The organism is Methylobacterium sp. J-026, from assembly GCF_022829585.1.
Lineage (GTDB): Bacteria > Pseudomonadota > Alphaproteobacteria > Rhizobiales > Beijerinckiaceae > Methylobacterium.
Map to the genome: position 1 here is coordinate 68,685 of NZ_JAKSYC010000351.1, position 24,030 is coordinate 92,714.

Annotated in this window: 20 protein-coding genes and 1 pseudogene; 11 read left to right on the plus strand and 10 right to left on the minus strand. The window is 70.5% G+C overall.

Annotated features, from left to right (window positions below; all coding sequences use genetic code 11):
• Window positions 1-7 precede the first annotated feature (7 nt).
• Entirely contained in the window at window positions 8-1,375 is a 1,368-nt protein-coding gene (locus MKK69_RS30605) for an FAD-binding oxidoreductase (RefSeq protein ID WP_243973934.1), read from the minus strand.
• 58 nt (window positions 1,376-1,433) lie between these two features.
• The gene (locus MKK69_RS30610) at window positions 1,434-2,627 is read right to left on the minus strand and encodes a fumarylacetoacetate hydrolase family protein (protein WP_243973935.1); all 1,194 of its coding nucleotides are present in this window, start codon (window positions 2,625-2,627) and stop codon (window positions 1,434-1,436) included.
• Window positions 2,628-2,880: 253 nt separating this feature from the next.
• Here MKK69_RS30610 and MKK69_RS30615 point away from each other — a divergent pair, with 253 nt between their 5' ends.
• The 7 genes from MKK69_RS30615 (at window position 2,881) to MKK69_RS30645 (ending at window position 11,143) form a co-directional block, all read left to right on the plus strand.
• Window positions 2,881-3,942 (plus strand): ABC transporter ATP-binding protein, encoded by a 1,062-nt coding sequence (locus tag MKK69_RS30615; protein ID WP_243973936.1) that lies wholly within the window; start codon window positions 2,881-2,883, stop codon window positions 3,940-3,942.
• Window positions 3,943-4,021: 79 nt separating this feature from the next.
• Entirely contained in the window at window positions 4,022-5,332 is a 1,311-nt protein-coding gene (locus MKK69_RS30620) for an ABC transporter substrate-binding protein (protein WP_243973937.1), read from the plus strand.
• Window positions 5,333-5,358: 26 nt separating this feature from the next.
• Window positions 5,359-6,315 carry a carbohydrate ABC transporter permease gene (locus MKK69_RS30625; protein WP_243973938.1) on the plus strand — a complete coding sequence of 319 codons (957 nt, stop codon included), beginning with the start codon at window positions 5,359-5,361 and terminating at the stop codon, window positions 6,313-6,315.
• Window positions 6,312-7,250 (plus strand): carbohydrate ABC transporter permease, encoded by a 939-nt coding sequence (locus tag MKK69_RS30630; protein WP_409564921.1) that lies wholly within the window; start codon window positions 6,312-6,314, stop codon window positions 7,248-7,250. Before MKK69_RS30625 ends, MKK69_RS30630 begins: the two co-directional genes overlap by 4 nt.
• A 217-nt stretch (window positions 7,251-7,467) precedes the next feature.
• A complete protein-coding gene (locus MKK69_RS30635) occupies window positions 7,468-9,132 on the plus strand; it encodes a dihydroxyacetone kinase subunit DhaK (RefSeq protein ID WP_243973939.1) in 1,665 nt (554 codons plus the stop codon).
• Window positions 9,133-9,162: 30 nt separating this feature from the next.
• Window positions 9,163-10,080: an alpha/beta fold hydrolase gene (locus tag MKK69_RS30640; RefSeq protein ID WP_243973940.1), complete on the plus strand. Its 918-nt coding sequence runs from the start codon at window positions 9,163-9,165 to the stop codon at window positions 10,078-10,080.
• A 106-nt stretch (window positions 10,081-10,186) separates the two neighbouring features.
• The gene (locus tag MKK69_RS30645; RefSeq protein WP_243973941.1) at window positions 10,187-11,143 is read left to right on the plus strand and encodes a D-2-hydroxyacid dehydrogenase family protein; all 957 of its coding nucleotides are present in this window, start codon (window positions 10,187-10,189) and stop codon (window positions 11,141-11,143) included.
• Window positions 11,144-11,145: 2 nt separating this feature from the next.
• Here MKK69_RS30645 and MKK69_RS30650 read toward each other — a convergent pair whose 3' ends face one another.
• From MKK69_RS30650 to MKK69_RS30665, 4 genes are read right to left on the minus strand one after another with little or no spacing between them, the layout of a single operon-like run.
• Window positions 11,146-12,207 (minus strand): ABC transporter permease, encoded by a 1,062-nt coding sequence (locus MKK69_RS30650; protein ID WP_409564922.1) that lies wholly within the window; start codon window positions 12,205-12,207, stop codon window positions 11,146-11,148.
• Window positions 12,208-12,245: 38 nt separating this feature from the next.
• Window positions 12,246-13,169, minus strand: a complete 924-nt coding sequence (locus tag MKK69_RS30655; protein WP_243973942.1) for an ABC transporter permease — start codon at window positions 13,167-13,169, stop codon at window positions 12,246-12,248.
• Window positions 13,166-14,752: a peptide ABC transporter substrate-binding protein gene (locus MKK69_RS30660; protein WP_243973943.1), complete on the minus strand. Its 1,587-nt coding sequence runs from the start codon at window positions 14,750-14,752 to the stop codon at window positions 13,166-13,168. Before MKK69_RS30660 ends, MKK69_RS30655 begins: the two co-directional genes overlap by 4 nt.
• A gap of 2 nt (window positions 14,753-14,754) precedes the next feature.
• The gene (locus MKK69_RS30665) at window positions 14,755-15,192 is read right to left on the minus strand and encodes a GlcG/HbpS family heme-binding protein (protein ID WP_243973944.1); all 438 of its coding nucleotides are present in this window, start codon (window positions 15,190-15,192) and stop codon (window positions 14,755-14,757) included.
• A gap of 314 nt (window positions 15,193-15,506) precedes the next feature.
• Here MKK69_RS30665 and MKK69_RS30670 point away from each other — a divergent pair, with 314 nt between their 5' ends.
• Window positions 15,507-16,238 (plus strand): dihydrofolate reductase family protein, encoded by a 732-nt coding sequence (locus MKK69_RS30670; protein WP_243973945.1) that lies wholly within the window; start codon window positions 15,507-15,509, stop codon window positions 16,236-16,238.
• On the opposite strand, the gene MKK69_RS30675 is transcribed toward MKK69_RS30670, so the two are convergent.
• Together MKK69_RS30675 and MKK69_RS30680 are read right to left on the minus strand one after the other, a co-directional pair.
• Window positions 16,207-17,235: an alpha/beta fold hydrolase gene (locus tag MKK69_RS30675; RefSeq protein ID WP_243973946.1), complete on the minus strand. Its 1,029-nt coding sequence runs from the start codon at window positions 17,233-17,235 to the stop codon at window positions 16,207-16,209. The two genes, MKK69_RS30670 and MKK69_RS30675, sit on opposite strands and share 32 nt — an antisense overlap.
• An 82-nt stretch (window positions 17,236-17,317) precedes the next feature.
• Complete coding sequence (locus MKK69_RS30680; protein ID WP_243973947.1) at window positions 17,318-18,391, minus strand: WcbI family polysaccharide biosynthesis putative acetyltransferase; 1,074 nt, start codon at window positions 18,389-18,391, stop codon at window positions 17,318-17,320.
• Window positions 18,392-18,575: 184 nt separating this feature from the next.
• Here MKK69_RS30680 and MKK69_RS30685 point away from each other — a divergent pair, with 184 nt between their 5' ends.
• The gene (locus MKK69_RS30685) at window positions 18,576-19,907 is read left to right on the plus strand and encodes an MFS transporter (protein WP_243973948.1); all 1,332 of its coding nucleotides are present in this window, start codon (window positions 18,576-18,578) and stop codon (window positions 19,905-19,907) included.
• A gap of 718 nt (window positions 19,908-20,625) precedes the next feature.
• Entirely contained in the window at window positions 20,626-21,357 is a 732-nt protein-coding gene (locus tag MKK69_RS30690; RefSeq protein WP_243973949.1) for a hypothetical protein, read from the plus strand.
• Between the two features lie 13 nt (window positions 21,358-21,370).
• Here the strand turns inward: MKK69_RS30690 and MKK69_RS30695 are convergent, their stop codons facing one another.
• Window positions 21,371-22,225 (minus strand): LysR family transcriptional regulator, encoded by an 855-nt coding sequence (locus tag MKK69_RS30695; RefSeq protein ID WP_243973950.1) that lies wholly within the window; start codon window positions 22,223-22,225, stop codon window positions 21,371-21,373.
• Between the two features lie 95 nt (window positions 22,226-22,320).
• Here MKK69_RS30695 and MKK69_RS30700 point away from each other — a divergent pair, with 95 nt between their 5' ends.
• On the plus strand, window positions 22,321-23,622 hold the full coding sequence (locus MKK69_RS30700) for an aspartate aminotransferase family protein (protein WP_243973951.1): 1,302 nt from the start codon (window positions 22,321-22,323) through the stop codon (window positions 23,620-23,622).
• 6 nt (window positions 23,623-23,628) lie between these two features.
• Here the strand turns inward: MKK69_RS30700 and MKK69_RS30705 are convergent.
• Window positions 23,629-24,030, minus strand: a pseudogene (locus MKK69_RS30705) (ABC transporter ATP-binding protein); the annotation flags it as partial.

Genomic DNA, 24,030 nt, shown 5'->3' on the forward strand with positions numbered 1-24,030 from the left:
AGCGCCTTCAGAAGATCTTGCCCGGATTCAGCCGGTTGTCCGGATCGAGCGCCCGCTTGATGAGCCGCATCGCGCCGATCTCCTCCGGCGAGCGCGAGAGCGGCAGCTTGCCCCGCTTCTCCAGGCCGATCCCGTGCTCCGCCGAGACCGAGCCGTTCAGCTCGGCGAGCGGCGCGTAGATCGCGGCGTCGATCAAGGCGTTGCCGCCGGCGTCGAGGCGGGTCGTGTTCCAGTGCAGGTTGTTGTCGCCGATATGGCCGTAGACCACGGCGCGGCAGCCGGGGATCGCGGCGAGGCGGTCCAGCGCGCCGCGGACGTAGCCGTCCATCTTGGCGAGCGGCACGCTGACGTCGAAGGCGCGCTCGATCCCGTCGGCGTTGAGGTGTTCGACCCGGTCGCGGATGCGCCACATCCCGCGGCGCTGCTCCTCGGACGAGGCCACGGCCGCGTCGAGGATCGTGCCGTCGCCCATCAGGCCCTCCAGCAGGCCGAGGAAGCGGTCGCATTCCTCGGGCACGCACTCGACCTCGATGATCGCGTAGAACGGATACGCGTAGCCGAGCGGCGCCTTGGCCCGGCCGGGAGCGGTCATCAGTTTATAGAATTCGGGCCACAGCCCCTCGAAGGACGAGACCCGACCCTGGAAGGCGCTCTGGGCCGCACGCAGCACCCGGGCGCCGTCGTCGACCCCCGGGCAGGCGATCAGCGCCGTGGCGTAGCCGGCGGGCTCCGGGCGCAGCCGCAGCACTGCCCGCGTGACGATGCCCAGCGTCCCCTCGGTGCCGATGAAGAGCTGCTTCAGGTCGAGGCCGGTGTTGTTCTTGATCAGCGGGCGCATGGACGAGACCACTGTGCCATCAGCCAGCACGGCTTCGAGGCCCAGCACCATCTCGCGCGTCATGCCGTAGCGCAGCACCCGCAGGCCGCCGGCATTGGTGGAGATCGCGCCGCCGATCGTCGCCGAGCCGCGGGCACCGAGATCCAGGGGGAAGAACAGGCCGCCCGCCGCGGCGGCGTCCTGCACGCTCTCGATGGTGGCGCCGGTGCCGACCACCACGGTCATGCCCAGCGGGTCCACCGGCTCGATGCCGGTCATCCGCTCCGTCGAGAGGGTGATCTCGTCGGGCGCGCAGAGGGTGCCGTCGACCAGGCCGGTGGCGCCGCCCCGCGGCACCACCGCGATCCCCGCCGCGTGGCAGGCCGCCATGACCGCGCTGGTCTCGGCGGTGCTGCGCGGACGAACCAGCGCCAGGGCGGCGCAGGGCTCGGTCGGCCGCGTCCAGTTCGCCGAGCGCCCGCGCAGCTCCTCGCCGGTGACGAGGCCGGACGGTCCGACCAGCGCGGCGAGGCGGTCGAGGAGGGCGGCGTTCGTCATCGGCATCCTCTCGGCAGGCTCGGGCGCCGGGTCGGGCGGGGCTCCGCCCGTCGCTCTGTCACAGAAACCCGCGCGCCGCGAGGTTGCGCATCAAGGCCCGGGCGCCGAAGGTCCACGGCGCGCAGGCGTCGCACGGGCGCATGCGGTTGACGAGGCTGCCGAGTTCCGGGCTCGCCACCACGACCCGGTCGTTCTCGACATGGGTGAAGCCGAGGCCCGGTCCGTGCCGGTCCTGGATCGGCGCGAACATCGTGCCGAGGAGCAGCAGCGCGCCGTCCGGGTAATGGTGCGTGCGCCCCATCAGGGCGGCCACCAGCTCGTCCGGATCGCGGCTGATCTCGGCGAGCGGCGAGGTGCCCTCCATGCGGAACCCGTCCGCGCCGGTCACCTCCAGGGTGACGGTGGTGCGGCGGACGCTGTCGAGGTCGAACGTATCGTCGAACAGGCGCAGGAACGGCCCGAGGGCGCAGGAGGCGTTGTTGTCCTTGGCCTTGCCGAGGAGCAGCGCCGACCGCCCCTCGAAGTCGCGCAGGTTGACGTCGTTGGCGAGCGTCGCCCCGACGATCCGCTGATCGGACGCGACCGCGAGGGCGATTTCCGGCTCGGGGTTGTTCCAGTGCGAGTCCGGATGCAGCCCCGCATCCGCGCCGCAGCCCACCGCCGAGAGCGGCTGCGCCTTGGTGAAGATCTCCGCATCCGGCCCGATGCCGACCTCGAGGTACTGGCTCCAGGCACCCTGCGCGACGAGCACCCCCTTGAGGGCCATCGCCTCCGGCGAGCCGGGCTTCAACTTGCGCAGGTCGCGGCCGACGAGGCGCTTGACCTCCGCGCGGATCGCCGCGGCGGCGGCGAGGTCGCCGCGGGCCCGCTCCTCGATGACCCGCTCCAGCATGGACGTGGCGAAGGTGACGCCCGCCGCCTTGAGGGCCTGGAGATCGACGGGGGCGAGGAGCCACGGCCGGCCCGGATCGCGGGTGTCCGGCGGCGTGTTGGCGAGGATCGCGTCGAGGCCGCCGAGATCCTCGCCCGCCGCGCCGCGCAGCGCCGCAGCGGGATCCGGGGTTTCGCACAGGTCGCTCACGGTCGGCAGCCGGGCCGTGACGTCGACCACCCGCGCCTCCCCCGGCGCGCCGGCGCGAATCGCCACGACGCTCGGGCCCTGCGCCTCCGGGCGCCACACCCGGCCGACGAGCGCGCCGCGGCAGCCATCCGCGGGCAGGATCGCGTGCGCGGTGAGACCGGATGACGACATGGTGCTGCCTTTCCCCTGACGACGGGCCGCGGCTTTCCCCGAGCGCGTGCCGCGCCCGCTCTAGCATTCCCGGGGGTGTCCGGAGCTTGCCGGGCGTTTCACGCCGGCGGGGCCGTCACCGGTTTCGGGATCTCGGCTGACAGAAGCAGGGCATTCTGCGGGATCGTGAAGGTTACGGCTTGCTTTCCCGCCCTCGCTCCCCTGTACTGGCGCGATAGAGCCGCCGACAGAGTGGCCCTGATCGGGAGGAAGCATGGCCTCGGTGGGAATCCGCGAGGTTCGCAAGGCTTTCGGATCGACGAATGTCCTGCACGGCGTGTCCGTCGACATAAGGGACGGTGAATTCGTGATCCTGGTCGGCCCGTCGGGCTGCGGGAAATCGACCCTGCTGCGGATGATCGCCGGACTCGAAAACATCTCCGGCGGCGAGATCCGCATCGGCGAGCGGATCGTGAACGATGTGCCGCCCAAGGAGCGGGACATCGCGATGGTGTTCCAGAACTACGCGCTCTATCCGCACCTCACGGTCCGCGAGAACATGGCGTTCTCGATGCGGATCCGGAAGGCGCCCGCCGCCGAGATCGACCTGCGGGTCAACAGGGCCGCACAGATCCTCGGGCTCACGCATCTGCTCGACCGCTATCCGCGCCAGCTCTCCGGCGGGCAGCGCCAGCGCGTGGCGATGGGGCGGGCGATCGTCCGCGACCCGCAGGTGTTCCTGTTCGACGAGCCGCTCTCGAATCTGGACGCGAAGCTGCGCGTGGCCATGCGCACCGAGATCAAGGAGCTCCACCAGCGGCTGAAGACCACGACCATCTACGTCACCCACGATCAGATCGAGGCCATGACCATGGCCGACCGGATCGTGGTGATGCACGACGGCATCGTCGAGCAGATCGGGGCACCGCTGGATCTCTACGACCGGCCCGACAACCTGTTCGTGGCGGGCTTCATCGGCTCCCCGGCGATGAACTTCCTGCCCGGGAGGATCCGGGCGAACGGCCGCCTGACCTTCGTCACCGATACGGGCCTGACGGTCCCGCTAGACGACGCGCCGGCCGGTGTGGAGGGCAGGCCGCTCGTCCTGGGCGTCCGGCCCGAGCATTTCGATCTCGCCCCGGACGGGATCGCCGCCGAGGTGGTGGTCGTGGAGCCCACCGGCTCGGAGACCATGCTGGCGGTGCGCGCGGTCGGCCAGGATCTCACCTGCGTGCTTCGGGAGCGAGTCACCGAACGGCCGGGGGAGACCGTCTCGCTGCGCCCGAACCGGGTACATTTCTTCGACGCCGGGACCGGGCATCGTCTGTCGAGCTGACCGACCTGAGCCCCACAGGATGACAGGGCGGGACGCCGCGCGCGGCCGCCGGACAGGATCACCCAGGGAGAAGCCGCCGATGCCCGTTCTCGATCGCCGTTCCCTGCTCGCCGGCGCCGCCGCGACCGGCCTCGCCGCCGGCGGGGACCTCCTCGGCTTCGCCAAGGCCTGGGCGCAGGGCACCGAGTGGAAGCCCGAGCCCGGGGCCAGCCTGTCGCTGCTCCGCTGGAAGCGCTTCGTGCCGAGCGAGGACGAGGCCTTCCTGAAGATGGTCGATGCCTTCACCCAGGCGACCGGCGTCAAGATCACGGTCAGCAACGAATCCTACGACGACATCCAGCCCAAGGCCTCTGTGGCAGCCAATACCGGGCAGGGGCCCGACATGGTCTGGGGGCTGTTCTCGTTTCCGGCGCTGTTCCCGGACAAGTGTCTGCCGCTGGAGGACGTGGCGGCCTCGCTCGCCAAGAAATACGGCCCCTGGTTCCCGTCGGCGGAGGCCTACGGCAAGGTCAAGGGTCAGTGGATCGCCATCCCGGTCGCATTCAACGGCGGCTATCCCAACTACCGCATCTCGGCGATGAACAAGGCCGGGTTCAGCAAATTTCCCACCGATACCGCGGGCTTTCTCGACCTCTGCCGGGGCTTGAAGAAGAACAACACCCCGGCTGGCTTCGCCCTCGGCCACGCCACCGGCGACGGCAACACGTGGTGCCACTGGGCGCTCTGGGCCCATGGCGGCAATCTCGTGGACGCCAACGAGAAGATCGTGATCAATGCGCCCGAGACTGCCAAGGCGCTCGAATACGTGAAATCCCTGTACGAGACCTTCGTGCCGGGCACCGTGTCGTGGAACGATTCGTCGAACAACAAGGCGTTCCTGGCCGGCGATCTGTACCTGACCAACAACGGCATCTCAATCTACGCCGCTGCCAAGAAGGACAATCCGAAGCTCGCCGAGGATATGGACCACGCAGTCTGGCCGGTCGGCCCGGTGGGCAAGCCGACCGAGTTCCAGCTCGCCTACCCGATCCTGGCCTTCAAGTATTCGAAGGCGCCCAACGCCTGCAAGGCCTTCATCGCCTTCATGATGGAGGCGCAGAACTACAATCCCTGGCTGGAGGCCGCGCAGGGCTACCTGTGCGAGCCGCTGTCGAACTATCCCAAGAAACCGATCTGGACGAGCGACCCGAAGAACGCGGTCTTCGCCGAGGCGGGCCGGCGATCCCTCGCGGCGGGCGGGCAAGCGCCGGTGAGCGAGCGCATCGCGGCGGTGCTGGCCGACTTCGTGGTGGTCGACATGTTCGCTAGCCACTGCACCGGCCGGGAGGACGTGAAGGGCGCCATCCGCAACGCCGAGCGGGCCGCCCAGCGCATCTTCCGGAACACCTGATCCCCCCCCGGCGCGGAGGCGAAAGCATGGCGCACACGGCCCTGACGCAGCCCGCCCCGGTCGCGGTCCCGACCCGTTCAGGCTGGCAGCGGCTGCGGGCCAGCCGCGGCTGGGCGGGTTTCTGGTTCATGCTGCCGACCGCGCTGATCCTCGGCCTGTTCCTGGCCTACCCGCTCCTGAAGGGCATCTGGCTGTCCTTCACCAATGCACGGATCGGCCGGGACGGCGTCTTCATCGGCCTGGAGAACTACGCGTGGCTCTGGGACGACGACGTGTTCTGGCTCTCGGTGTTCAACACCTGCCTGTACACGGCGGTCGCCTCCGTAGTGAAGTTCGCTGTCGGGCTCTACCTCGCCCTGCTGCTCAACAAGAACATGCCGTTCAAGGCCATCGTCCGGTCGATCGTGCTGATCCCGTTCGTGGTGCCGACCGTGCTCTCGGCCATCGCGTTCTGGTGGATCTTCGACAGCCAGTTCTCGATCATCTCGTGGTCGCTGCGCCATCTCGGGATCATCGAGGGCAACATCGACTTTCTCGGTGAGCCGGCCATGGCCCGGGCCTGCGTGATCTTCGCCAATATCTGGCGCGGGGTGCCGTTCATCGCGATCACGCTGCTCGCCGGCCTCCAGACGGTCTCGCCCTCGCTCTACGAGGCGGCGACGCTCGACGGCGCCTCGAACTGGCAGATCTTCTGGCGGATCACCCTGCCGCTGCTGACGCCGATCATCGCCGTGGTGATGACCTTCTCGGTGCTGTTCACCTTCACCGATTTCCAGCTGATCTGGGCCATGACCCGGGGCGGCCCGGTCAACGCCACGCACCTCATGGCGACCCTGTCCTACCAGCGCGGCATCCTCTCGGGGACGCTGGGGGAGGGGGCGGCGATCGCCACCGCGATGGTGCCGTTCCTGCTCGCCGCGATCGGCATCTCGTGGTTCGGCCTCCAGCGCCGGGCCTGGCAGGCCGGGGAGTCCGACCGATGAGCGCGCCCGCACCGCCGGCCCATGCCGATCCGCACCTCGCCCCCGTCCTGGCGGGGCCGCCGGCCGGGCTCACCGACAATTCGGAGGGTATGGCCTATCTCGACCGCCTGCCCCGGCGGCTGATCACCACCTACCTGCCGCTGCTCGTCATCCTCGTCGTGCTGCTGTTCCCGTTCTACTGGATGGCGCTCACCGCCATCAAACCAGACGCACAACTGATCGACATGGAGCACTACAACCCGTTCTGGGTGGTGGATCCGACGTTCAAGCACATCCACAAGCTGCTGTTCGAGACGCAATATCCGCGCTGGCTCTGGAACACGATGTACGTGTCGGTCGCCGCCACCGCGCTGTCGCTGTTTGCCAGCGTCCTCGCCGCCTATGCCTGCGTGCGGGTCCGCTACCGGGGGGCCGGCTGGGTCGGCGCGGCGATCTTCCTCGCCTACCTGGTGCCGCCCTCGATCCTGTTCATCCCGCTGGCCACCATCGTCCAGGCCTATGGCCTGTTCGATTCGCCGATCGCCCTGATCCTGGCCTATCCGACGATCCTGATCCCGTTCTCGACCTGGCTGCTGATGGGCTACTTCAAGACCATCCCCTACGAGCTGGAGGAATGCGCGCTGATGGACGGCGCGAGCCGGTGGCAGATCCTGACCAAGATCGTCCTGCCGCTGGCCTTCCCGGGGCTGATCTCGGCCGGGATCTTCTCGCTGACGCTGTGCTGGAACGAGTTCATCTACGCGCTGACCTTCCTGTCCTCGACGCAGAACAAGACCGTGCCGATCGCCGTGGTCAGCGAGTTCGTCGATGGTGACGTCTACAAGTGGGGCTCGCTGATGGCCGGCGCGCTGCTCGGCTCCCTACCGCTGGTGATCCTCTACTCGTTCTTCGTGGAGTATTACGTCTCGGCACTGACCGGCGCCGTGAAGGAGTGATGCCAGGCCGGCGCGCGGGAGGGCTTTTTTGAGACCCGCTGGCGCGGTCACCTCAGGATGGGGTCTGAGGTGGAACGACCGGACATTGCGCGCGCGGTCGACCGTCACCGCTCCGCTCGCAGGGGCGGTGGTTGTTGCCAGCGCGGCGCGATCAGGCGGACACTGCACCAAGAGCCGCTGACGAGAATCGCGGACCGGCCCACCCGAAGGTCACGCCATGGCCCATTTCTTCGACGCCCGTGCCACCCTGGTCAACGACGCCATCGACGGCCTGCTGGCGGCGAGCGGCGGACGCCTCGCCCGGCTCGACGGCGATCCCGGCATCCGCGTGGTGCTGCGCGCCGAGACCGATCCCGGCAGGGTGGCGGTGATCTCGGGGGGCGGCTCCGGCCACGAGCCGGCCCATGCGGGCTTCGTCGGACCCGGCCTCCTGAGTGCGGCCGTCTGCGGCGACGTGTTCGCCTCGCCGAGCGTCGACGCGGTGCTGGCGGGAATCCTCGCCGTGTCGGGACCGGCCGGCTGCCTGCTCGTCATCAAGAACTACGCGGGCGACCGGCTCAATTTCGGCCTCGCCGCCGAACGCGCCCGGGCGCTGGGCCACAGGGTCGAGACGGTCATCGTCTCCGACGACATCGCCCTGGCCGAAGCCCGGCAGCCCCGCGGCATCGCCGGCACGCTGTTCGTCCACAAGGTCGCGGGCCACACCGCCGAGGCGGGGGCCCCGCTGGAGGTGGTGGCCGCCCTCGCGCACCGTGCCGCCGCGGCGAAGTCGCTGGGCATCGCGGTCTCGACCTGCACGATCCCCGGCTCGCCCCGCAGCGAGCGCCTGGCCGAGGGGCAGGCCGAGCTCGGCCTCGGCATCCATGGCGAGCCCGGCGCGGAACGCATCCCATTGCCCCCGGTCAGCGAACTCGCGCGGATGATGGCGGAGCGCCTCTCCGATGCGGTCGCGGGCGCCGACCGGCTGGCGCTCCTCGTGAACAATCTCGGCTCCACCTCCGCGCTGGAGATGCAGGCCCTGACCCGGGCGGTTCTGGCCACCGGCCTCGGCAAGCGTGTCCGCCTCCTGCTCGGTCCGGCGCCGCTGATGACGGCGCTCGACATGCACGGCGCCTCGCTGTCCGTCCTGCCCCTCGACGACGAGCTCGAAGCAGCGCTCCTGGCGCCGGTTCCGGTGCCGGCCTGGCCCGCGGCCATGCGGGTCGTGCCGCCGCGCCTGCGCCCGCTGCCCAAGGGGCTCGCCGGGGAGGTCTTCACGCCGTCGCACGAGGCTGTGACGGCCGCCCGGATCGCCGCCGTGGCCAGGAAGCTGATCGCCGCCGAGGACAGCCTCAACGCCCTCGACGCGAAGGTCGGCGACGGCGATGCCGGCACCACCTTCGCGGGGGCGGCGCGGGCGGTCCAGGCCGACTTCGACCGCCTGCCGCAGGCCGATCCCGCCGCCCTGTGCCGGGCGCTCGCCGAGCGGATCGGCCGCGCCGTGGGCGGATCGAGCGGCGTCCTCGGTTCGATCTTCTTCGCCGCGACCGCCGCGGGGCTCGCCGACGGGGCCGCCTGGCCCGAGGCGCTGGCCAAGGGCGTGGCGCGGGTCCAGGCCTACGGCGGGGCCAGCCTGGGTGACCGCACGCTCCTCGACGCCCTGATCCCCGCGGTCAAGGCCCTGAGGGATGGCGGCCTCGCCGCCGCCGCCGCCGCGGCCCGCGCGGGCGCCGAGGCGACGGCCCGGATGGACCGCGCCGGAGCCGGCCGGTCCAGCTACCTCGCCGCCGGTGACCTCGCGGGTGTGCGGGATCCGGGCGCCGCGGGGGTCGCGGAGGCCTTCGCGGCGCTGGCTGGATCGGACAACCGGGGCGAACACGGTTGGGCCCCGCAAACACCCTGACAACGGACACGACGCGGAAGAGGATACGTGATGCGTTCGATGATGGCTGCGCTGGCGCTCGGGCTGTGCTTGGGGCAGCCGACCTGCGCACAGGCGCAATGGGCGATCCCGGACGGGGTGAAATCCGTGTCCGTGGCGGGTTATCCGCTCACCTATCAGGAGACCGGATCTGGCGAGCCGGTCGTGCTGGTGCACGGCTCGCTCGGCGATTACCGGATCTGGTACGCCCAGGTGCCGGCGCTCGCGAAGGCGTACCGCGTCTTTGCGCTCAGCCTGCGCCACTATTATCCGGAACGGTGGAACGGCGTCGGTGAGGATTTCTCCATCGCGCAGCACGCCGCCGATGTCGCCGCGCTGATTCAACAGCTGAATCTCGGACCGGTGCATCTGCTCGGCCACTCCCGGGGCGGTGCGGTGGTCCTGACCGTGGCCAAGGAGCACCCCGAACTCATCAGGACGCTGATCCTGGAAGATGCCAGCGGGATGGAGGGTCTGCTTCCCGAGACACCTGAAACGCAGGCGATGGCCGGGGAGGTCAAGGGTCTGGTCTCGCGGCTGCGGGTGAACCTCGCGGCGGGGGACAAGGAGAAGGCGGGTCAGGAATTCACCGACGGCCTGAACGGGCCCGGGACCTGGGCCAAGCGTTCGGCACTGCAGAAGGAGATCCTGCTCGACAATCTCGGCACCGGCGTCGACAGCGGCGAGCGCGGTCACATCACCTGCTCGGACATCGCCAAGTTCAGCTTTCCCATCCTGACGCTGACCGGCGAACGCAGTCCCAAGCGGTATCCCGAGGGGTTCGCCGCGGCGCGCACGTGCAATCCGGCGATCCCGGCGGCCATCGTGATCCCGAACGCCGCCCACGCGATGAATCGGGACAACCCCGATGCCTTCAACGCGGCTGTGCTGGAATTTCTGGCGCGCCACCGGGGCCGGCAGCACCCGTGATGGCGGACCCGAGCCCGTGTGCAGGCGTGCGGCGACCTTCCGCGCACGGGAACGCCGCCCGGCGCCGCGGATTACCGGCGGCGCAACACTGCGATGAGCACCCGCCATGCGAACCTGCCTGATCCTCGACGACTACCAGCAGGCGGCCCTGTCGCTGGCCGACTGGTCGCGCCTGTCCGATCGCGTCGCCGTCTCCGCCGTCGCCGAGCACATCCCGGACCGGGACGCGCTGGTATCGCGGATCGCCGAGGCCGAGATCCTGGTGATCATGCGGGAGCGCACGCCGTTCCCGGCAGCTCTGCTGGAGCGGCTGCCGCGGCTCGAACTGCTGGTGACCAGCGGCCTGCGCAACCTCGCCATCGATGTCGCGGCGGCCCGGGGGCGGGGCATCACCGTCTGCGGCACCGAGTCGAGCCCGGCGCCGCCGACCGAGCTGACCTGGGCGCTGATCCTCGGGCTCGCCCGTCAACTCCCCCGCGAGAATCACAATCTCCGCATCGGCGGTCCGTGGCAGAGCACGATCGGGACCGACCTCGCGGGCGCCACCCTCGGCATCCTCGGACTCGGCAAGATCGGCGCGCGGGTCGCCGCCATCGGGCACGCCTTCGGCATGCGGGTGATCGCCTGGAGCCCGAACCTCGACGAGGCCCGGGCGGCGGCCGCCGGTGTCGCGCGCGTGGCCTCGAAGGAGGCCCTGCTGGAGGCGAGCGACGTCGTCACGATCCATCTCGTGCTCGGCGACCGGACGCGCGGGCTCGTCGGCGCGGCGGAACTGCGCCGCATGCGGCCGACCGCCTATCTGGTGAACACCGCCCGGGCACCGATCGTCGATCAGGCCGCTCTGGTGCAGGCGCTGCGGGAGGCGTGGATCGCCGGTGCCGGCCTCGACGTGTTCGAAACCGAGCCGCTGCCCGACGACAGCCCGTTCCGGCACCTGCCAAACGTCCTGGCGCTGCCGCATCTCGGCTACGTCTCGCGCAACAATTACCGGACATTCTTCACCCAGGCGGTGGAGGATATCGAGGCCTGGCTCGCCGGCGCGCCGATCCGGCAACTGGGCTGAGGCTAGTCCGCACGCGGATCCAGCGCGTCGGCGAGGCCGTCGCCGAACAGGTTCAACGCCACCAGCGTGGCGATCAGGAAGAGCGCCGGGGCCGCCAGCATGTGGGGCGCCGCCTCGATCGCGCGCGCCCCGTCCGCGACGAGCACACCCCAACTCGTCTGCGGCTCCTGCACGCCGAGCCCGAGGAACGACAGGAAACTCTCGAGCAGGATCACCTGCGGCACCAGCAGCGTCGCGGTCACCGCGACCGGGCCGAGGGTGTTGGGCACGATGTGGCGGGCGATGATGCCGGGCGTGCCGACCCCCAGGGCGCGGGCCGCGCGGACGAAGTCGCGTTCGCGCAGCGACAGCGTCTGGGCCCGGACCACCCGGGCCATGTCGAGCCATTCGACGGCGGCGATGGCAACCAGCATCAGCACGAGGCTCGAGCGGAAGAACACCAGCAGCAGGATGACGAAAAACACGAAGGGGAGGGCGTAAAGCACATCCACGAACCGCATCATCACGGCATCCGCGGCCCCGCCCAGGAAGCCCGCCGTGGCACCGTAGGCGACCCCGATCAGCAGGGCCACGAGGCTGGTCGCGAGGCCGATCGCCAGGGAGATGCGGCCGGCGACGAGGCAGCGGGTCAGGAGATCGCGGCCCTGGATGTCGGTTCCGAGGGGAAAGTACAGGCGCCGCAGCGGCACCGCGACCACGAGCCCGCGGCCGCCGTCCCGGTCCTCCAGGATCTCCGGCGCGCCGAACAGTGCCGAGCGCGGCAGGTAGACGAGGCTGCGCCGGTCGACGCCTGCCTCCGAGCCGAGGGTCAGGCGCAGGGTGTCGCCGTCGCGCGCCACGGCGTCGAGCCGGGCCCGCATCCGGAAGGCGAGGCGCTCCAGGGCCGGGCCGAGATGCGCGGCATCCGGCTGCGCCGCGAGGCCGGCCGGCAATTGGCGGAGATCCGGATAGGCCCGCTCGGGATCGTGCCCGGTGAAGCCCGGACCGGCGAGGCAGGCCAGGGCGATCCCGATCAGCACGGCGAGCGCCGCCATCGCCGGGCGCGTCCGAAAAAGGCGCGCCACGGCTCGTCCTACAGGTCCCGACCGCGCCGGTGCCGCGCTCACGCCGCCACCCGCAGGCGGGGATCGAGCCACGCGCAGGCGAGGTCGGCGGCAAGGTTGAGGGCGATCACAAGCGCGGCGACGAGCAGCACCGTGCCCATCACCAGCGTGTAGTCGCGGTTGAGCGCCCCCTCGACGAAGTAGCGGCCGATCCCGGGCAGGCCGAAGATCGTCTCGACCACCACCGAGCCGGTGAGCAGGGACGCGGCGAGGGGCCCGAGATAGGCGACCACCGGCAGCAGCGCCCCCCGCAGCGCGTGCCGGGTCACGCGGAGCGGCGGCAGGCCGAGGCTGCGCATCGTCCGCACCGGCTGCGTGCGCAGGACCTCCCCGAGGGACGCCCGGGTCAGGCGCGCCAGGGCCCCCACCTGCGGCAGGGCCAGGGTGATCACCGGCAGGACGAGATGGCTCGGCGCGCCGCCGTCCCAGCCGCTCAGGGGCAGCCAGCGCAGGCTCAGACCGAAGGCGATCTGCAGGAGCGGCGCGACCACGAAGCTCGGCAGCGACAGGGTCAGCGCGGCACCGATCCCGAGGAGGCGGTCGAGGGCGCCGCCGCGTCGGAGCGCCGCCGCCACGCCGAGCCCGACGCCCAGGCTCGACGCCAGGACCAGGGCCAGGGCGCCGAGCGTCGCCGAGACCGGCAGGCCCCGGGCGATCAGGTCGAGGACGCTCTGATCCCGGAACGAGAAGGACGGCCCGAGGTCGCCCCGGGCCAGCGCCGCGAGGTAGCTGCCGAACTGCGCGATCAGCGGCCGGTCGAGCCCGTAGACCCGGCGCAGGTTCTCCATGGCGGCGGGCGCCAGCGGCCGTTCCATGTCGAAGGGACCGCCGGGGGCGAGCCGCATCAGGAAGAAGCTGACGGTCACGACCGCGAGCAGCGTCGGCACCGCCTGCGCGAGGCGGCGCAGGATGAAGCGGATCACGCGTCGAGCCTCAGGAACCGCGTCGGCGCGGCGTTGCGCAGGTTCGGGTGGTAGCCGTGCAGCCGCGGGGCGATCAGCGCCTTGGACCGGTAATGCATCAGCGGGATCCAGGGCAGCTCGTGCAGGGCGATCGACTCCGCGTCGTGGAGCAGGCCGGCACGCCGGGCGAGGTCGCGCTCGGCGGCGGCCCGCGCCATCAGGTCGTCGAAGGCGGGGTCCGACCAGTGGCCGACATTCAGGCCATCGTTGCCGCTGAGGAGCAGGAACAGGAAGTTCTGTGGATCGGAATAGTCGGCGATCCAGCTCATGCGCGCCACGTCGAAATCGCCGCCGTCGCGCAGATAGGCGAAATGCGTCTTGGCGTCGGTGTAGACGTAGCGGGTCACGATCCCGAGGTCGCGCCACATCTCGCCGATCGCCACCGCCACGGTGCGGTTGTTGTCGCTGACGTTGAACCGGTACTCCACCATGAGCGGGTGGTCGGGGCCGAAGCCCGCCTCGGCGAGGAGGCGGCGCGCGGTCTCTTCGTGGTCGATCGGCAGGCCGAGGCGGCCCTCGGTCTCGGGGGGCGTCCGGTAATTGTCGAGGCCCGGCGGGCACAGGGAATAGGCCGGGCTCATGGTGCCGCCGTTGAGCCCGTCGGCGAGGTATTCCCGGTCGATGATGAGGGACAAAGCCTGGCGGACGCGCCGGTCCGAGAACGGGGCCTTGCGGGTGTTAATCGCCAGGGCCGCGAGCCCCAGGGCGGGGCCGAGCACCACCTGCGGGCCGAAGCGGCGGCGCAGGTCGGCGATCTGGTCCGCCGGGAAATCCGCCAGGGAGTCGATCTCCCCGGCGGCGTAGCGGCGCACCGCCGAGGCCATGTCGGGCGTCGGCAGGAACGCGACCTGCCGGATCGCGAACTTCGCCGCGTCGGGATGGTGCGGGTTCGCCTCCAGGGTGATCGCGCCGCCCGGCACCTGATCGCGGAGCCGGTAGGCGCCGTTGGTGACGTAGTTGCCGGGGCGGGTGAAGCTGTCGCCGTGGCGCTCCACGGAGGCTCGATGGACCGGCAGGGCGGTCTGGTGCGTCAGGAGTTCCAGGATGTAGGGGGTCGGCTGTTCGAGGGTGATCGCGAGCCGCAGCACCCCCTCCGCGGCGACCCCGAGGGCGTCGGCGGGTTTCCCGCCGCGGTTCACGGCGGCGGCGTTGCGGATCGGGAACAGGATCTCGGCGTATTTCGCCCCGGTGGCCGGATCGAGGATGCGGCGGAACGCATAGACGAAATCATCCGCCGTGACCGGCTCGCCGTTCGACCAGCGGCCGTCGGGCCGGAGCTCGAACTGCAGGGTCAGCCCATCCTCCGAGACGGTCCAGGCCCGGGCGGCGCCCGGGATGATGGCGCCGTGATTGTCGTAGGTCAGCAGGCCGTCGCAGAGGTCGCGCAGGATGTGCGCCTCCGCCACCGTGGACGAGCGGTGCGGGTCGAGGGTCTCGGGATCGGCGTCGTTGCCGCGGCGGTAGAGTGGCTCGGCGGCGCGGGCGGGCCGCACCGCCGCCAGGGCGGCGGCCCCGGCCAGCCAGTCGCGTCGGCGCGGGCGCACGCTCAGGCGCCGGTCTCCGGCACCAGGCCGGCGGCCTCGATCCCGGCCACCGCGCAGATCTCGTCGTTGTCGGAGGTGTCGCCCGAGATGCCGACCGCGCCGAGGAGGCGGCCGTCGCCGGAGCGGATCAGGACGCCGCCGGGAACCGGCACCAGGGCGGCGGGACCCGCCAGATGGGTCACGGCCGCCACGAAGTAGGGCTGCGCCTCCGCCCGGGCGTGGATCGCCCGGGAGCCGAGCCCCAACGCCAGGGCGCCGTTGGCCTTGCCGGAGGCGATCTCGGCCCGGCGCAGGGACGTGCCGTCCTCGACCGCGGCGGATTTCAGTGCCCCGCGGGCATCGTAGACCACGACGGCCAGCGGCTTCAGGCCGCGTTCCCGCGCCGCACGGAGCGCGGTGTCCACGATGAGGCGGGCAGCATCGAGGGTCAGATCGATCATCGGTTTCCAGCGGAGGGCGGCGTTTCGGGGGGCATCGCCATTCTTACGGGATCGGGCCGCGGCCGGTCCACTGCCGCCCTCGACGCGCGTGGCGGTGAGACCCGCCGCATGGATCGGAGGGGTGGAGCGCGCGCCACCGACATGGATACCGCTTCGGCGTGAGCGAGCGCGTTCAATCAAGGGCTTTGAGCCTTTCCCCGTCGCCACGCGATCGGGAACGGCTCGAGCGGGGCCTGGGCGGGTGGACCGGCTCGCCTAGTTTGGCGGATCGAGCGCGACGAACCAACCGGCGGCCACGCGCCTTGGGAGACGGCATGACATCGAACCAACGCCCCCACGTGATCTGCCATATGACCGCCTCGGTGGACGGCCGGATCAAGACCCGGCGCTGGAAGACCCTGGACGCGGACAGCCATTACGAGCGGGTCCACGGCGAGCTGAAGGGCGATGCCTGGATGTGCGGACGGGTGACCATGCAGGGCTATGCCGACAGCGCCGCGCCGCTTTCGGCGCCGATCCCCGACGACGGCCCCCTCGACCGCGTCGACCACGTGGCGCGCCGCGACGCACCCGGCTACGCGGTGGCGCTCGACGCGCGCGGACGCCTGGATTGGCGCGCGCGCAACGAGATCGAGGGCGACCATGTCGTGGTCGTGCTCACCGACTCCGTGCCGGACGCGCATCTGCGGGCGCTCCGGGCCGGCGGCCAGTCGTACCTGTTCGCGGGGGACCGGGAGGTCGATTTTCGCGTGGCGGTGACGAAGCTCAGGACGCTCTTCGGCATCGAGCGCCTGCTGGTCGAGGGCGGCGGCCACATCAACGGCTCGATGCTGAAGGCCGGCGTCATCGACGAGCTGAGCCTGCTCCTCGCACCGGCGGTGGACGGCCTGTCGGGGACGCCGGCGGTCTTCGACTTCGCCGGAACGGAGGACGACTCCATGGGCGGCCGGCGCCGGCTCGACCTGACCGAATGCGAGCGCCTGTCCGGCGGTGTCGTCTGGCTGCGCTACCGGATCACGCCGGTCGATCCGCCGGCCCAGACGTGAGGCTTGCCAGGAACGCCGCGTAGGCGGCGGTGACCGCCTCCGGCTGCTCGAAATGCGGGAACGCGCCGGTCGGCAGGGTCTCGATCCGCCAGTTCGGACGGTCGGCGACCCGCGGCAGGAGCCGGTAATCCACGAAGTCGCCGCGGATGCCGTGGACCAGCCAGACCGGCAGGCGCAGGTGCTCGTAGAGGCGCGTCGTGTCGGTGGGGAAGAGGTGGCCGGAGATGAAGCACCAGGGCGCATGCTCGGCGCCCGGCTGGTGCGCCGAGAGATAATCGTAGTCCATGAGATCCTCGGCGATCTCCGTGGAGCCGAAGGTCTTCCGCAGGAAGAAGCGCATGCTCGGTCGCGTCACCAGCGCGTCGAACAGGGGCCGGCCAAAGGGGGCCCGGTCGAGGAGGTCGAGCAGCCAGTCGCGGCCGCGGTGACCGTCCGGCGGCGCCTCGCCCGAGAGTTGTCCGTCGAATCCCGTCGGGCTGACGAGGGCGAGGCTGCGATACGCGTCCGAACGCTCCAGGCTCGCCCGGGCGAGGAAGGACGCGGACAGGGACAGCGCCAGGGCGTCGATCGCCACGCCCCCGTGACGCCGCCGGATTTCGTCCACCGCGGCGTGGATCGCCTCCACCATCAGGCGCGGCGTGTAGCGGCGGCGCGACCGCTCCGAGAAGCCGAAGCCCGGAAGCTCCAGGGCGTAGACCGGTCGCGCGCTCCGGAAATGCAGGTAGAGCGGCCGCACCTCGTAGGCGTTCGCGGCCGCGTTGATCGAGTGGATCAGCAGGAGCGGCACCCCCTCGGCCTCGGTCGAGCTGTAGAGCGACAGGTCCCCGGCCCGCCGTGTGGCGATCCGCTCGTGCCGGCCGGGCAGGGCGGGCGGCAAGGGCTGGTGCCGGTGCCGGGCGAGCCGGCTCCAGGCCACGAGGCCGGCGGCCGAGCCCACGAGCGTCAGGGCCGCCGCAGCCGCGGCGCGGCCGGCGCGATGCGGGGATTTCGGGCTCATCGGGATACCTCGACGTCGCGCCCGCAGGTGGGGCGGTGCGCGACAACGCCGGGAGGATCGGGAAGTGCCGGACCGCGACGTCCTACGAAGCGTGTCCGGCGAAACTGCCGGACCCGCCCGCGTTCACGGCCGGGACCCGCACCGTCGAACGGGCCGGAGCCTCGCCGCGGCCCGCGGCCTCGCGCAGGAAATCCACGGTCGGCGGGTCGTTGCGCCAGCCCTGGACGCGCTGGGAGATCAGGAGGCTGCGCGCGCGGCGGTCGTAATTCGCATAGGCCGCGGCCACGAACTCCGTCCGGCTCATCGTGCGGGCCGGGCCGGAGCGGCGGGTCTCGGCCTTGAAGAACAGGGCGCTGCCCGCGATGCCGTAATGCTGGGCGATCTCGGGATAGACCGGCCAGCTGCCCTGGCCGCCGAGGTCGTCCGGCAGGAAGGCGTCGAGGTCACAGGCCTCGAACGGGACGCCGGCCTTGGTCAGCAGGCCCCGGGCGAGGTCGGACACGACGTACAGCTTCGTGTGGTTGATCGAGTGCATGAAGCAGCCGCGACGCGCCCAGCGCGTCAGATGCGTGTCGAGGTCGTAATCCGCCTGGCGGCCCAGCCCGCGCAGGTAGGACACCGACTCGTCCCACAGATCGAAGTAGCCCAGGCGCTCGAAGACCGGTTCCGCGAACAGGCGCAGGGCCTGGGCCTGCGTGAAGCCGGCCAGATAGGCGTAGAGCGTGATCGCGGAATGCGAATGCCCCATGGGGCCGGAGATCAGGCCGTTGAGCGTGACGGCATCCTGCACGCCCACATGCACGAGGTCCGGGTGATAGGCGCCGAACACGATCGTCGGGATCAGCCGCACCTTCGGGTGCGTCCGCAGCGTGTCGATCGTGCCGCCGCCCTTGAACCGGGGCAGATAGATGCTGGTGAAGACGTGGTCGTACCCGTCCGCATGCGCCATCAGGTCGGCGAGGCGGGGAAAGCGGCGGGCGGCCGTGAACGCCGAGACGAAATCCACCTGCGCGTCGGGCAGGAGATAGCGCATCGCCTTGGCGATGGAACCGGCCTGGCAGACGCCGATGACGAGGATGCGCGGCGATCCGGTCCGCTTCTTCCCGAACTGCGCGAGGCGATGCCGCGCGCGCCAGAGGCTATCGACGGTCAACATGCGGCTTCTCTCGCATGTCCGCGGGCCGCGGGCAAACCGCAACCTTCGGTGTGTTCGCGGGTGTCGCCAACCGATCACGGCTGCGCGGCCACACGATGACAGAGTGGCGGCACTGTCGCCCGTGGCGTCTGGCCTGCGCTGCGCGCCTGTTCCATGCCGGGGCCGGCGAGCCGAGGAGACCAGGATGGCCCCGACACCTATCGAGGCGGCGTTGCCCGAGATCGAGCGGGCGACCCTGCGCCGGGTGACCTGGCGGATCCTGCCGTTCCTGATGCTGGCCTACTTCATCGCCTTCGTCGATCGGGTGAATGCCGGCTTCGCCGCCCTGCAGATGAACCACGATATCGGGCTCTCGGCCGCCCAATTCGGGCTCGGCGGCGGCCTGTTCTACGTCTCGTATGTGCTGTGCGAGGTGCCGAGCAACCTCGCCATGGAGCGATTCGGCGCCCGGATCTGGATCGCCCGGATCATGATCACCTGGGGGCTGGTCTCCGCCGCCATGGCCTTCGTGGTCGGGCCGACATCCTTCTACGCCGTGCGCCTGCTGCTGGGCGCCGCGGAGGCGGGCTTCTTCCCGGGGGTGATCCTCTATCTGACCTACTGGTTCCCGCGCGCCTACCGGGGGCGGATCGTGGCCGTCTTCATGGTGGCGATCCCGATCTCGAGCTTCCTCGGCTCGCCGATCTCCGCCGCGATCCTCAACACCGACGGCATGATGGGCCTGCGCGGCTGGCAATGGCTGTTCATCCTGGAGGCGGCACCGGCGGTGCTGCTCGGTCTCGCCGCCTTCTTCCTGCTGCCCGACGGACCCGGCAAGGCGCGCTGGCTGACACCCCAGCAGAGCGCCTGGCTCCAGGACCGATTGGCCGCCGAGCGCGCCTCCGTGGTTCAGGGCGAGGCGGCGCCGGCCCGGCATCTCTCGGTCTTCGCGGTGATGCGCAACCGCTACGTGCTCGCCGCCTCGCTGATCTACGCGGGCGCCTCCGGCGCCAGCCAGTGCCTGTCCCTCTGGCAGCCGCAGATCATCAAATCCTTCGGCCTGACCAACCTTGAGACCGGGCTGCTCAACTCGATCCCGTTCGGCGTGGCCTCGGTGCTGATGATCCTGTGGGGCCGCTCCTCCGACCGGAGGCGCGAGCGCGTCTGGCACACGGCGATCCCCCTGGGCCTGCTGGCGCTGAGCCTCGCCGCCTCGATCGCCACCGCACAGCTGCTGCCGACCATCCTGATTCTCTGCCTCGCCGTGACCGCCACCTACATGGTCAAGGGGCCGTTCTGGGCGCTCTCCACCGAGTGGCTCTCGGCCGGTGCGGCGGCGGCGGGCATCGCGCAGATCAACGCCATCGGCAACATAGGCGGTTTCGTGGGCACGTATCTGCTCGGCGTGATCAAGGATGCCACGGGCAGCTACCCCCTCGGCCTCCTTCCGCTGGTGGTCCTCTCCGGGCTGGGTTGCCTGCTCGTCCTCGGCCTCGGACGCCGTCAGACGCAGCCGGTGTCTGCGGTTCGGGCCTGACCGGTCGCGAAGCCCGATGAACACGCGCCCGCCGCCGCGCGGTCACCGCGGCAAATGTCTATCTTCGGACGCCGATTTCTGAGAGATCCGGCGGTGACGCTGTTAATTCGGCCTTCTCTTCACAAAACAATCGATCGAGCCAGAAATATATAGCTAGAAAGTGTTCTTTCAGGCTCGCGTCGATAGATTCGCAAAATATCCTGTTTGACCGAATCTTGCCGTTGACAGATCAGCCTGCCGCCGCACACATTGGAAACCATAGGGCATGAAGCCCTAGGACGAAGTGCCAGCAGGCATGATGCCCGCCGGGTGCACGAGGGTCGAGGCCTCCATGCTCGTCCACTCACCGCCCGATAAACGGGTTCGGCAGGCCCGTCGCGAGATCCATGATTGTCGTCGATCGTGCGTTTCGGCGCATTGAACGCCGGACGAGGGTCTGGGCTTTTCGAAACGGCATACGGGTCGGGACTCGGCGCTCTGCAAGAACCGGCTGCCCGAAGCCGCGTGTCATCGGTAGGCGTAGACTTTCGTTACGTCGGCGGGACAATACTTCGCGTCGGGACTGTCAGAATTACGCGTTCAGCGAAAAATATCAATCTGCGGTCGAATATCACGAATAATCCGGACAAGGATCTACCATCAACCGATGGTTGATAGCGTAGAGCGTGCGTGGGAGGCGGGGGAATTCCGATCGGCTCAGCGGCTGGGAGATTTTGAGATGGACTATGTACCTTCGATGGCTGCGGTCGCCGCAGCCGCACAGAAGTCTCCGCATGCCGACGCAGTCTCGATCGCGGCATCGAACGTCGTCTCGCCCGTCGCGCCGGCGACTCTCGATCCCAGGCCGGCTTACGCGCTGTCGCCCGGGACTGCGGACGCGATGTTGACCCTGACGCGAACGACCACGCTGGCCGTCGAAGTCGTGGAATTCGACACCCGGTTCGGCCACGGATCGCGGACCACCGAAGCGGCGACGGCCGCGGCCTCGGCACCGGTCGTCTCTCCGGAACCGGGCAAGGCGAGCAGCGCCGCCAATCGGAACTGGACCGAGGATGTCCGGCTGGACCACATCCCGACCCGCCGAATCGGGACGGATCTCGTCGTTGAATATGACACCCCGCGGGTCATGGCAGCCTGGAGCGCCGCGTTTCCGGACATTGCCAGCCGCAAGTTTCGCGGCCTCAGACTGGCGGACACGAACGTGTATCCGGACCTGCGCAAGGTCGTCAACGATAGTGGAATTGCAGTTTTAGAGAAAGATATCTACCTCCTGTGCAACGGCGATAATTATAAATCGTTCAGCCAGAACCATCCGGGCACACGCATCAACTGGATCGCCGTCGACAACGAGGACATCGTGCTCGCCTGGCCGAAGCACTCCGATCCGGGCAGTGCGGCGGCGTTGGCTCATCCCGTCGCTGTCCACGATGACGCCAACCGAGGTGCCTAGCCGTCGCGCCGGCTCACAAGACCGGGAGCACCGCCCGGACATGGGCGGCGAAGGCGCGCGCCAGCGGTGAGGCGTGCCGCTCATCGATCCGGATCGTGACGCCGATCCGTGGGAGCGCCGGCAATCCGCCGGCGCGCGCCAGGACGCGCAGATCGCCCGGGACCGCGGACCGGGTCAGGACCGCCACGGCCTGACCCGAGCGAACCACCGCCAGGAGCCCCGACAGGCTGCCGCTCGCGTAGGCGATCCGATAGCCGCGCCCGGCGCGGTCGAGCGCGGCGATCGCCGCCCGGTGATCGAGCGTGTCGGGATCGCCGAGGGCGAGCGGCAGCGGGTCAATCCACGTCGCCGAGCGGTCGCGCGGGATCACCCAGACCAGATCCTCGCGCCGCAGGATGTCGCGCTCGGCGGCGAGCGGGGTCGATACCAGGGCCAGGTCGAGTCCGCCGCGGGCGTGCTGCGCCTCGAGCCGGGGTGTCGCGGCACAGATCACCGCGATGGCCGCCGCCGGGTGATGTTGCGCGAACCCGCGCAGCAGGGCCGGCAGGAAGGCCTGCGCGTAGTCGTCCGGACAGCCGAAGCGCAGGCTGCCGCTCAGGCTCCCGCCGGAGAACTCCGCCAGGGCGTCGTCGTGCGAAACCAGGATGCGGCGGGCATGGACCAGCAGACGCTCGCCCTGCACCGTCAGAAGCACCCCGCGCCCCGTCCGCGTCAGGAGCGGCTGGCCGACGAGATCCTCGAGCCGCTTCATCTGCATGCTGAGCGCGGCTTGGCTGCGGCCGACCCGATCCGCGGCCCGGCTGAGCGCACCGGTCTCCGCGACGCTGGCGAAGCTGCGCAGCAGGTCGATGTCGAGGCTTCGAGCCATCAAGATCCCTGAACTCTCCGTTCAGAACTATAAGCTGCCGCAGCGCGCGCGCCGGCTCTACCATGGCCGGGTGCGATGAGGGAGCCGGAGCGACCATGGCGCGGAACGACGACCCGGATTTCTGGATGCGGGCGCGCCGGCATCTGGTGCGCTACGGCGGCACCTTCGCGCCGCTCATCGTCGAGCGCGCCGAGGGGAGTTTCGTCTACGACGCCGACGGCCGGCGGATCCTGGATTTCACGTCCGGCCAGATGAGCGCCATCCTCGGCCACGGCCATCCCGAGATCGCCGCCGTCGCCACGCACCATGTCGGCCATCTCGACCACCTGTTCAGCGGGATGCTGAGCCGGCCGGTGGTCGACCTCGCCACGGAGCTGGCCCGGCTCGCCCCGGGCGGGCTTGAACGGACCCTGCTGCTGACCACGGGGGCGGAGGCCAACGAGGCGGCCCTGCGCATGGCCAAGCTCGCCACCGGCGGCTGGGAGGTGGTGAGCTTCGCCCAATCCTGGCACGGGATGACGGCCGGGGCCGCGTCGGCGACCTACAGCGCCGGCCGGAAGGGCTACGGACCCGCACCGGTCGGCTCCTTCGCGATCCCGGCGCCCAACGCCTACCGCCCCGCCTTCGAGAAGGACGGGGTGCCGGACTGGCAGACCGAGCTCGACTACGCCTTCGCGCTGATCGACCGGCAATCGACCGGCAACCTGGCGGCGTTCCTCGCGGAACCGATCCTGAGTTCGGGCGGCATCCTCGAGCTGCCCCCGGGCTATCTCGGCGCGCTGAAGCGCAAATGCGCCGCGCGCGGCATGCTGCTCATCCTCGACGAGGCCCAGACCGGCATCGGCCGCACCGGGCTGATGTTCGCCTGCGAGCGGGACGGTGTGGTGCCGGACATCCTGACCCTGTCCAAGACGCTCGGCGCCGGCCTGCCGCTGGCGGCGGTCATGACCACGCCGGAGATCGAGGATCTCTGCCACGCCCGCGGCTTCCTGTTCTACACGACCCACGTCTCCGACCCCCTGCCGGCGGCGGTCGGCCTCAAGGTCCTGGAGATCGTCCAGCGCGACGGGCTGGTGGCGCGGGCCGAGGCGGCCGGCGCCCGGCTGACCGCAGGGCTGCGCGCGCTCCAGCAGCGCTTCGCCTGCATCGGCGACCTGCGCGGCCGGGGCCTGCTCCAGGGCGTCGAGATCGTCGCCGACCGGGCCACGAAGGTGCCGGCACCCGACCTCGGGGACGCGATCACCCGGCGTTGCCTGGACTTCGGGCTGAGCATGAACATCGTCCAGCTACCGGGCATGGGCGGCGTGTTCCGCATCGCGCCGCCGCTCACCGCCACGGACGCGGAGATCGATCTTGGCGTGTCGATCCTGGAACGCGCGATCGAGGCCGCCCTGTAGCGGCGCTCAGGCCGCCTCGATCTCGGCGCTGACCGTCAGCCATTCCTCCTCGGCGGCGGCGAGGGCGCCGGCGGCGTCGGCGCGCATCCGGGCGATCTCGCCGGCCTTGGCGGCGTTCTCCCGGAAGGCCGAGCCGTCCTCCAGCGCCGCATCGATCTTCTGGATCGCCGCCGTCAGCTTCGCCATGCGTGCCTCGATCGCGTCCAGGCGCTTCCGGAGCGGGGCGAGGGCCGCGCGGCGCTCGACACCGGCGCGGCGCGCCTCAGCCTTCTGGCCGCCCGCGGGTTCCACGTCGCGCTCGGCCTCGCGCTCCGGGCCGGACAGGACGAAGCGGCGGTAATCGTCCATGTCGCCGTCGAAGGTCTTCACGGTGCCGTCCGCCACCAGCCACAGCCGGTCGGCGCAGGC

What these genes read in the sequence shown, in the direction of transcription:
- MKK69_RS30605 (WP_243973934.1), bottom strand. Translation starts at nt 1,375, where the DNA reads ATGACGAACGCCGCCCTCCTCGACCGCCTCGCCGCGCTGGTCGGACCG.
- MKK69_RS30610 (WP_243973935.1), bottom strand. Translation starts at nt 2,627, where the DNA reads ATGTCGTCATCCGGTCTCACCGCGCACGCGATCCTGCCCGCGGATGGC.
- MKK69_RS30615 (WP_243973936.1), top strand. Translation starts at nt 2,881, where the DNA reads ATGGCCTCGGTGGGAATCCGCGAGGTTCGCAAGGCTTTCGGATCGACG.
- MKK69_RS30620 (WP_243973937.1), top strand. Translation starts at nt 4,022, where the DNA reads ATGCCCGTTCTCGATCGCCGTTCCCTGCTCGCCGGCGCCGCCGCGACC.
- MKK69_RS30625 (WP_243973938.1), top strand. Translation starts at nt 5,359, where the DNA reads ATGGCGCACACGGCCCTGACGCAGCCCGCCCCGGTCGCGGTCCCGACC.
- MKK69_RS30630 (WP_409564921.1), top strand. Translation starts at nt 6,312, where the DNA reads ATGAGCGCGCCCGCACCGCCGGCCCATGCCGATCCGCACCTCGCCCCC.
- MKK69_RS30635 (WP_243973939.1), top strand. Translation starts at nt 7,468, where the DNA reads ATGGCCCATTTCTTCGACGCCCGTGCCACCCTGGTCAACGACGCCATC.
- MKK69_RS30640 (WP_243973940.1), top strand. Translation starts at nt 9,163, where the DNA reads ATGCGTTCGATGATGGCTGCGCTGGCGCTCGGGCTGTGCTTGGGGCAG.
- MKK69_RS30645 (WP_243973941.1), top strand. Translation starts at nt 10,187, where the DNA reads ATGCGAACCTGCCTGATCCTCGACGACTACCAGCAGGCGGCCCTGTCG.
- MKK69_RS30665 (WP_243973944.1), bottom strand. Translation starts at nt 15,192, where the DNA reads ATGATCGATCTGACCCTCGATGCTGCCCGCCTCATCGTGGACACCGCG.
- MKK69_RS30670 (WP_243973945.1), top strand. Translation starts at nt 15,507, where the DNA reads ATGACATCGAACCAACGCCCCCACGTGATCTGCCATATGACCGCCTCG.
- MKK69_RS30675 (WP_243973946.1), bottom strand. Translation starts at nt 17,235, where the DNA reads ATGAGCCCGAAATCCCCGCATCGCGCCGGCCGCGCCGCGGCTGCGGCG.
- MKK69_RS30680 (WP_243973947.1), bottom strand. Translation starts at nt 18,391, where the DNA reads ATGTTGACCGTCGATAGCCTCTGGCGCGCGCGGCATCGCCTCGCGCAG.
- MKK69_RS30685 (WP_243973948.1), top strand. Translation starts at nt 18,576, where the DNA reads ATGGCCCCGACACCTATCGAGGCGGCGTTGCCCGAGATCGAGCGGGCG.
- MKK69_RS30690 (WP_243973949.1), top strand. Translation starts at nt 20,626, where the DNA reads ATGGACTATGTACCTTCGATGGCTGCGGTCGCCGCAGCCGCACAGAAG.
- MKK69_RS30695 (WP_243973950.1), bottom strand. Translation starts at nt 22,225, where the DNA reads ATGGCTCGAAGCCTCGACATCGACCTGCTGCGCAGCTTCGCCAGCGTC.
- MKK69_RS30700 (WP_243973951.1), top strand. Translation starts at nt 22,321, where the DNA reads ATGGCGCGGAACGACGACCCGGATTTCTGGATGCGGGCGCGCCGGCAT.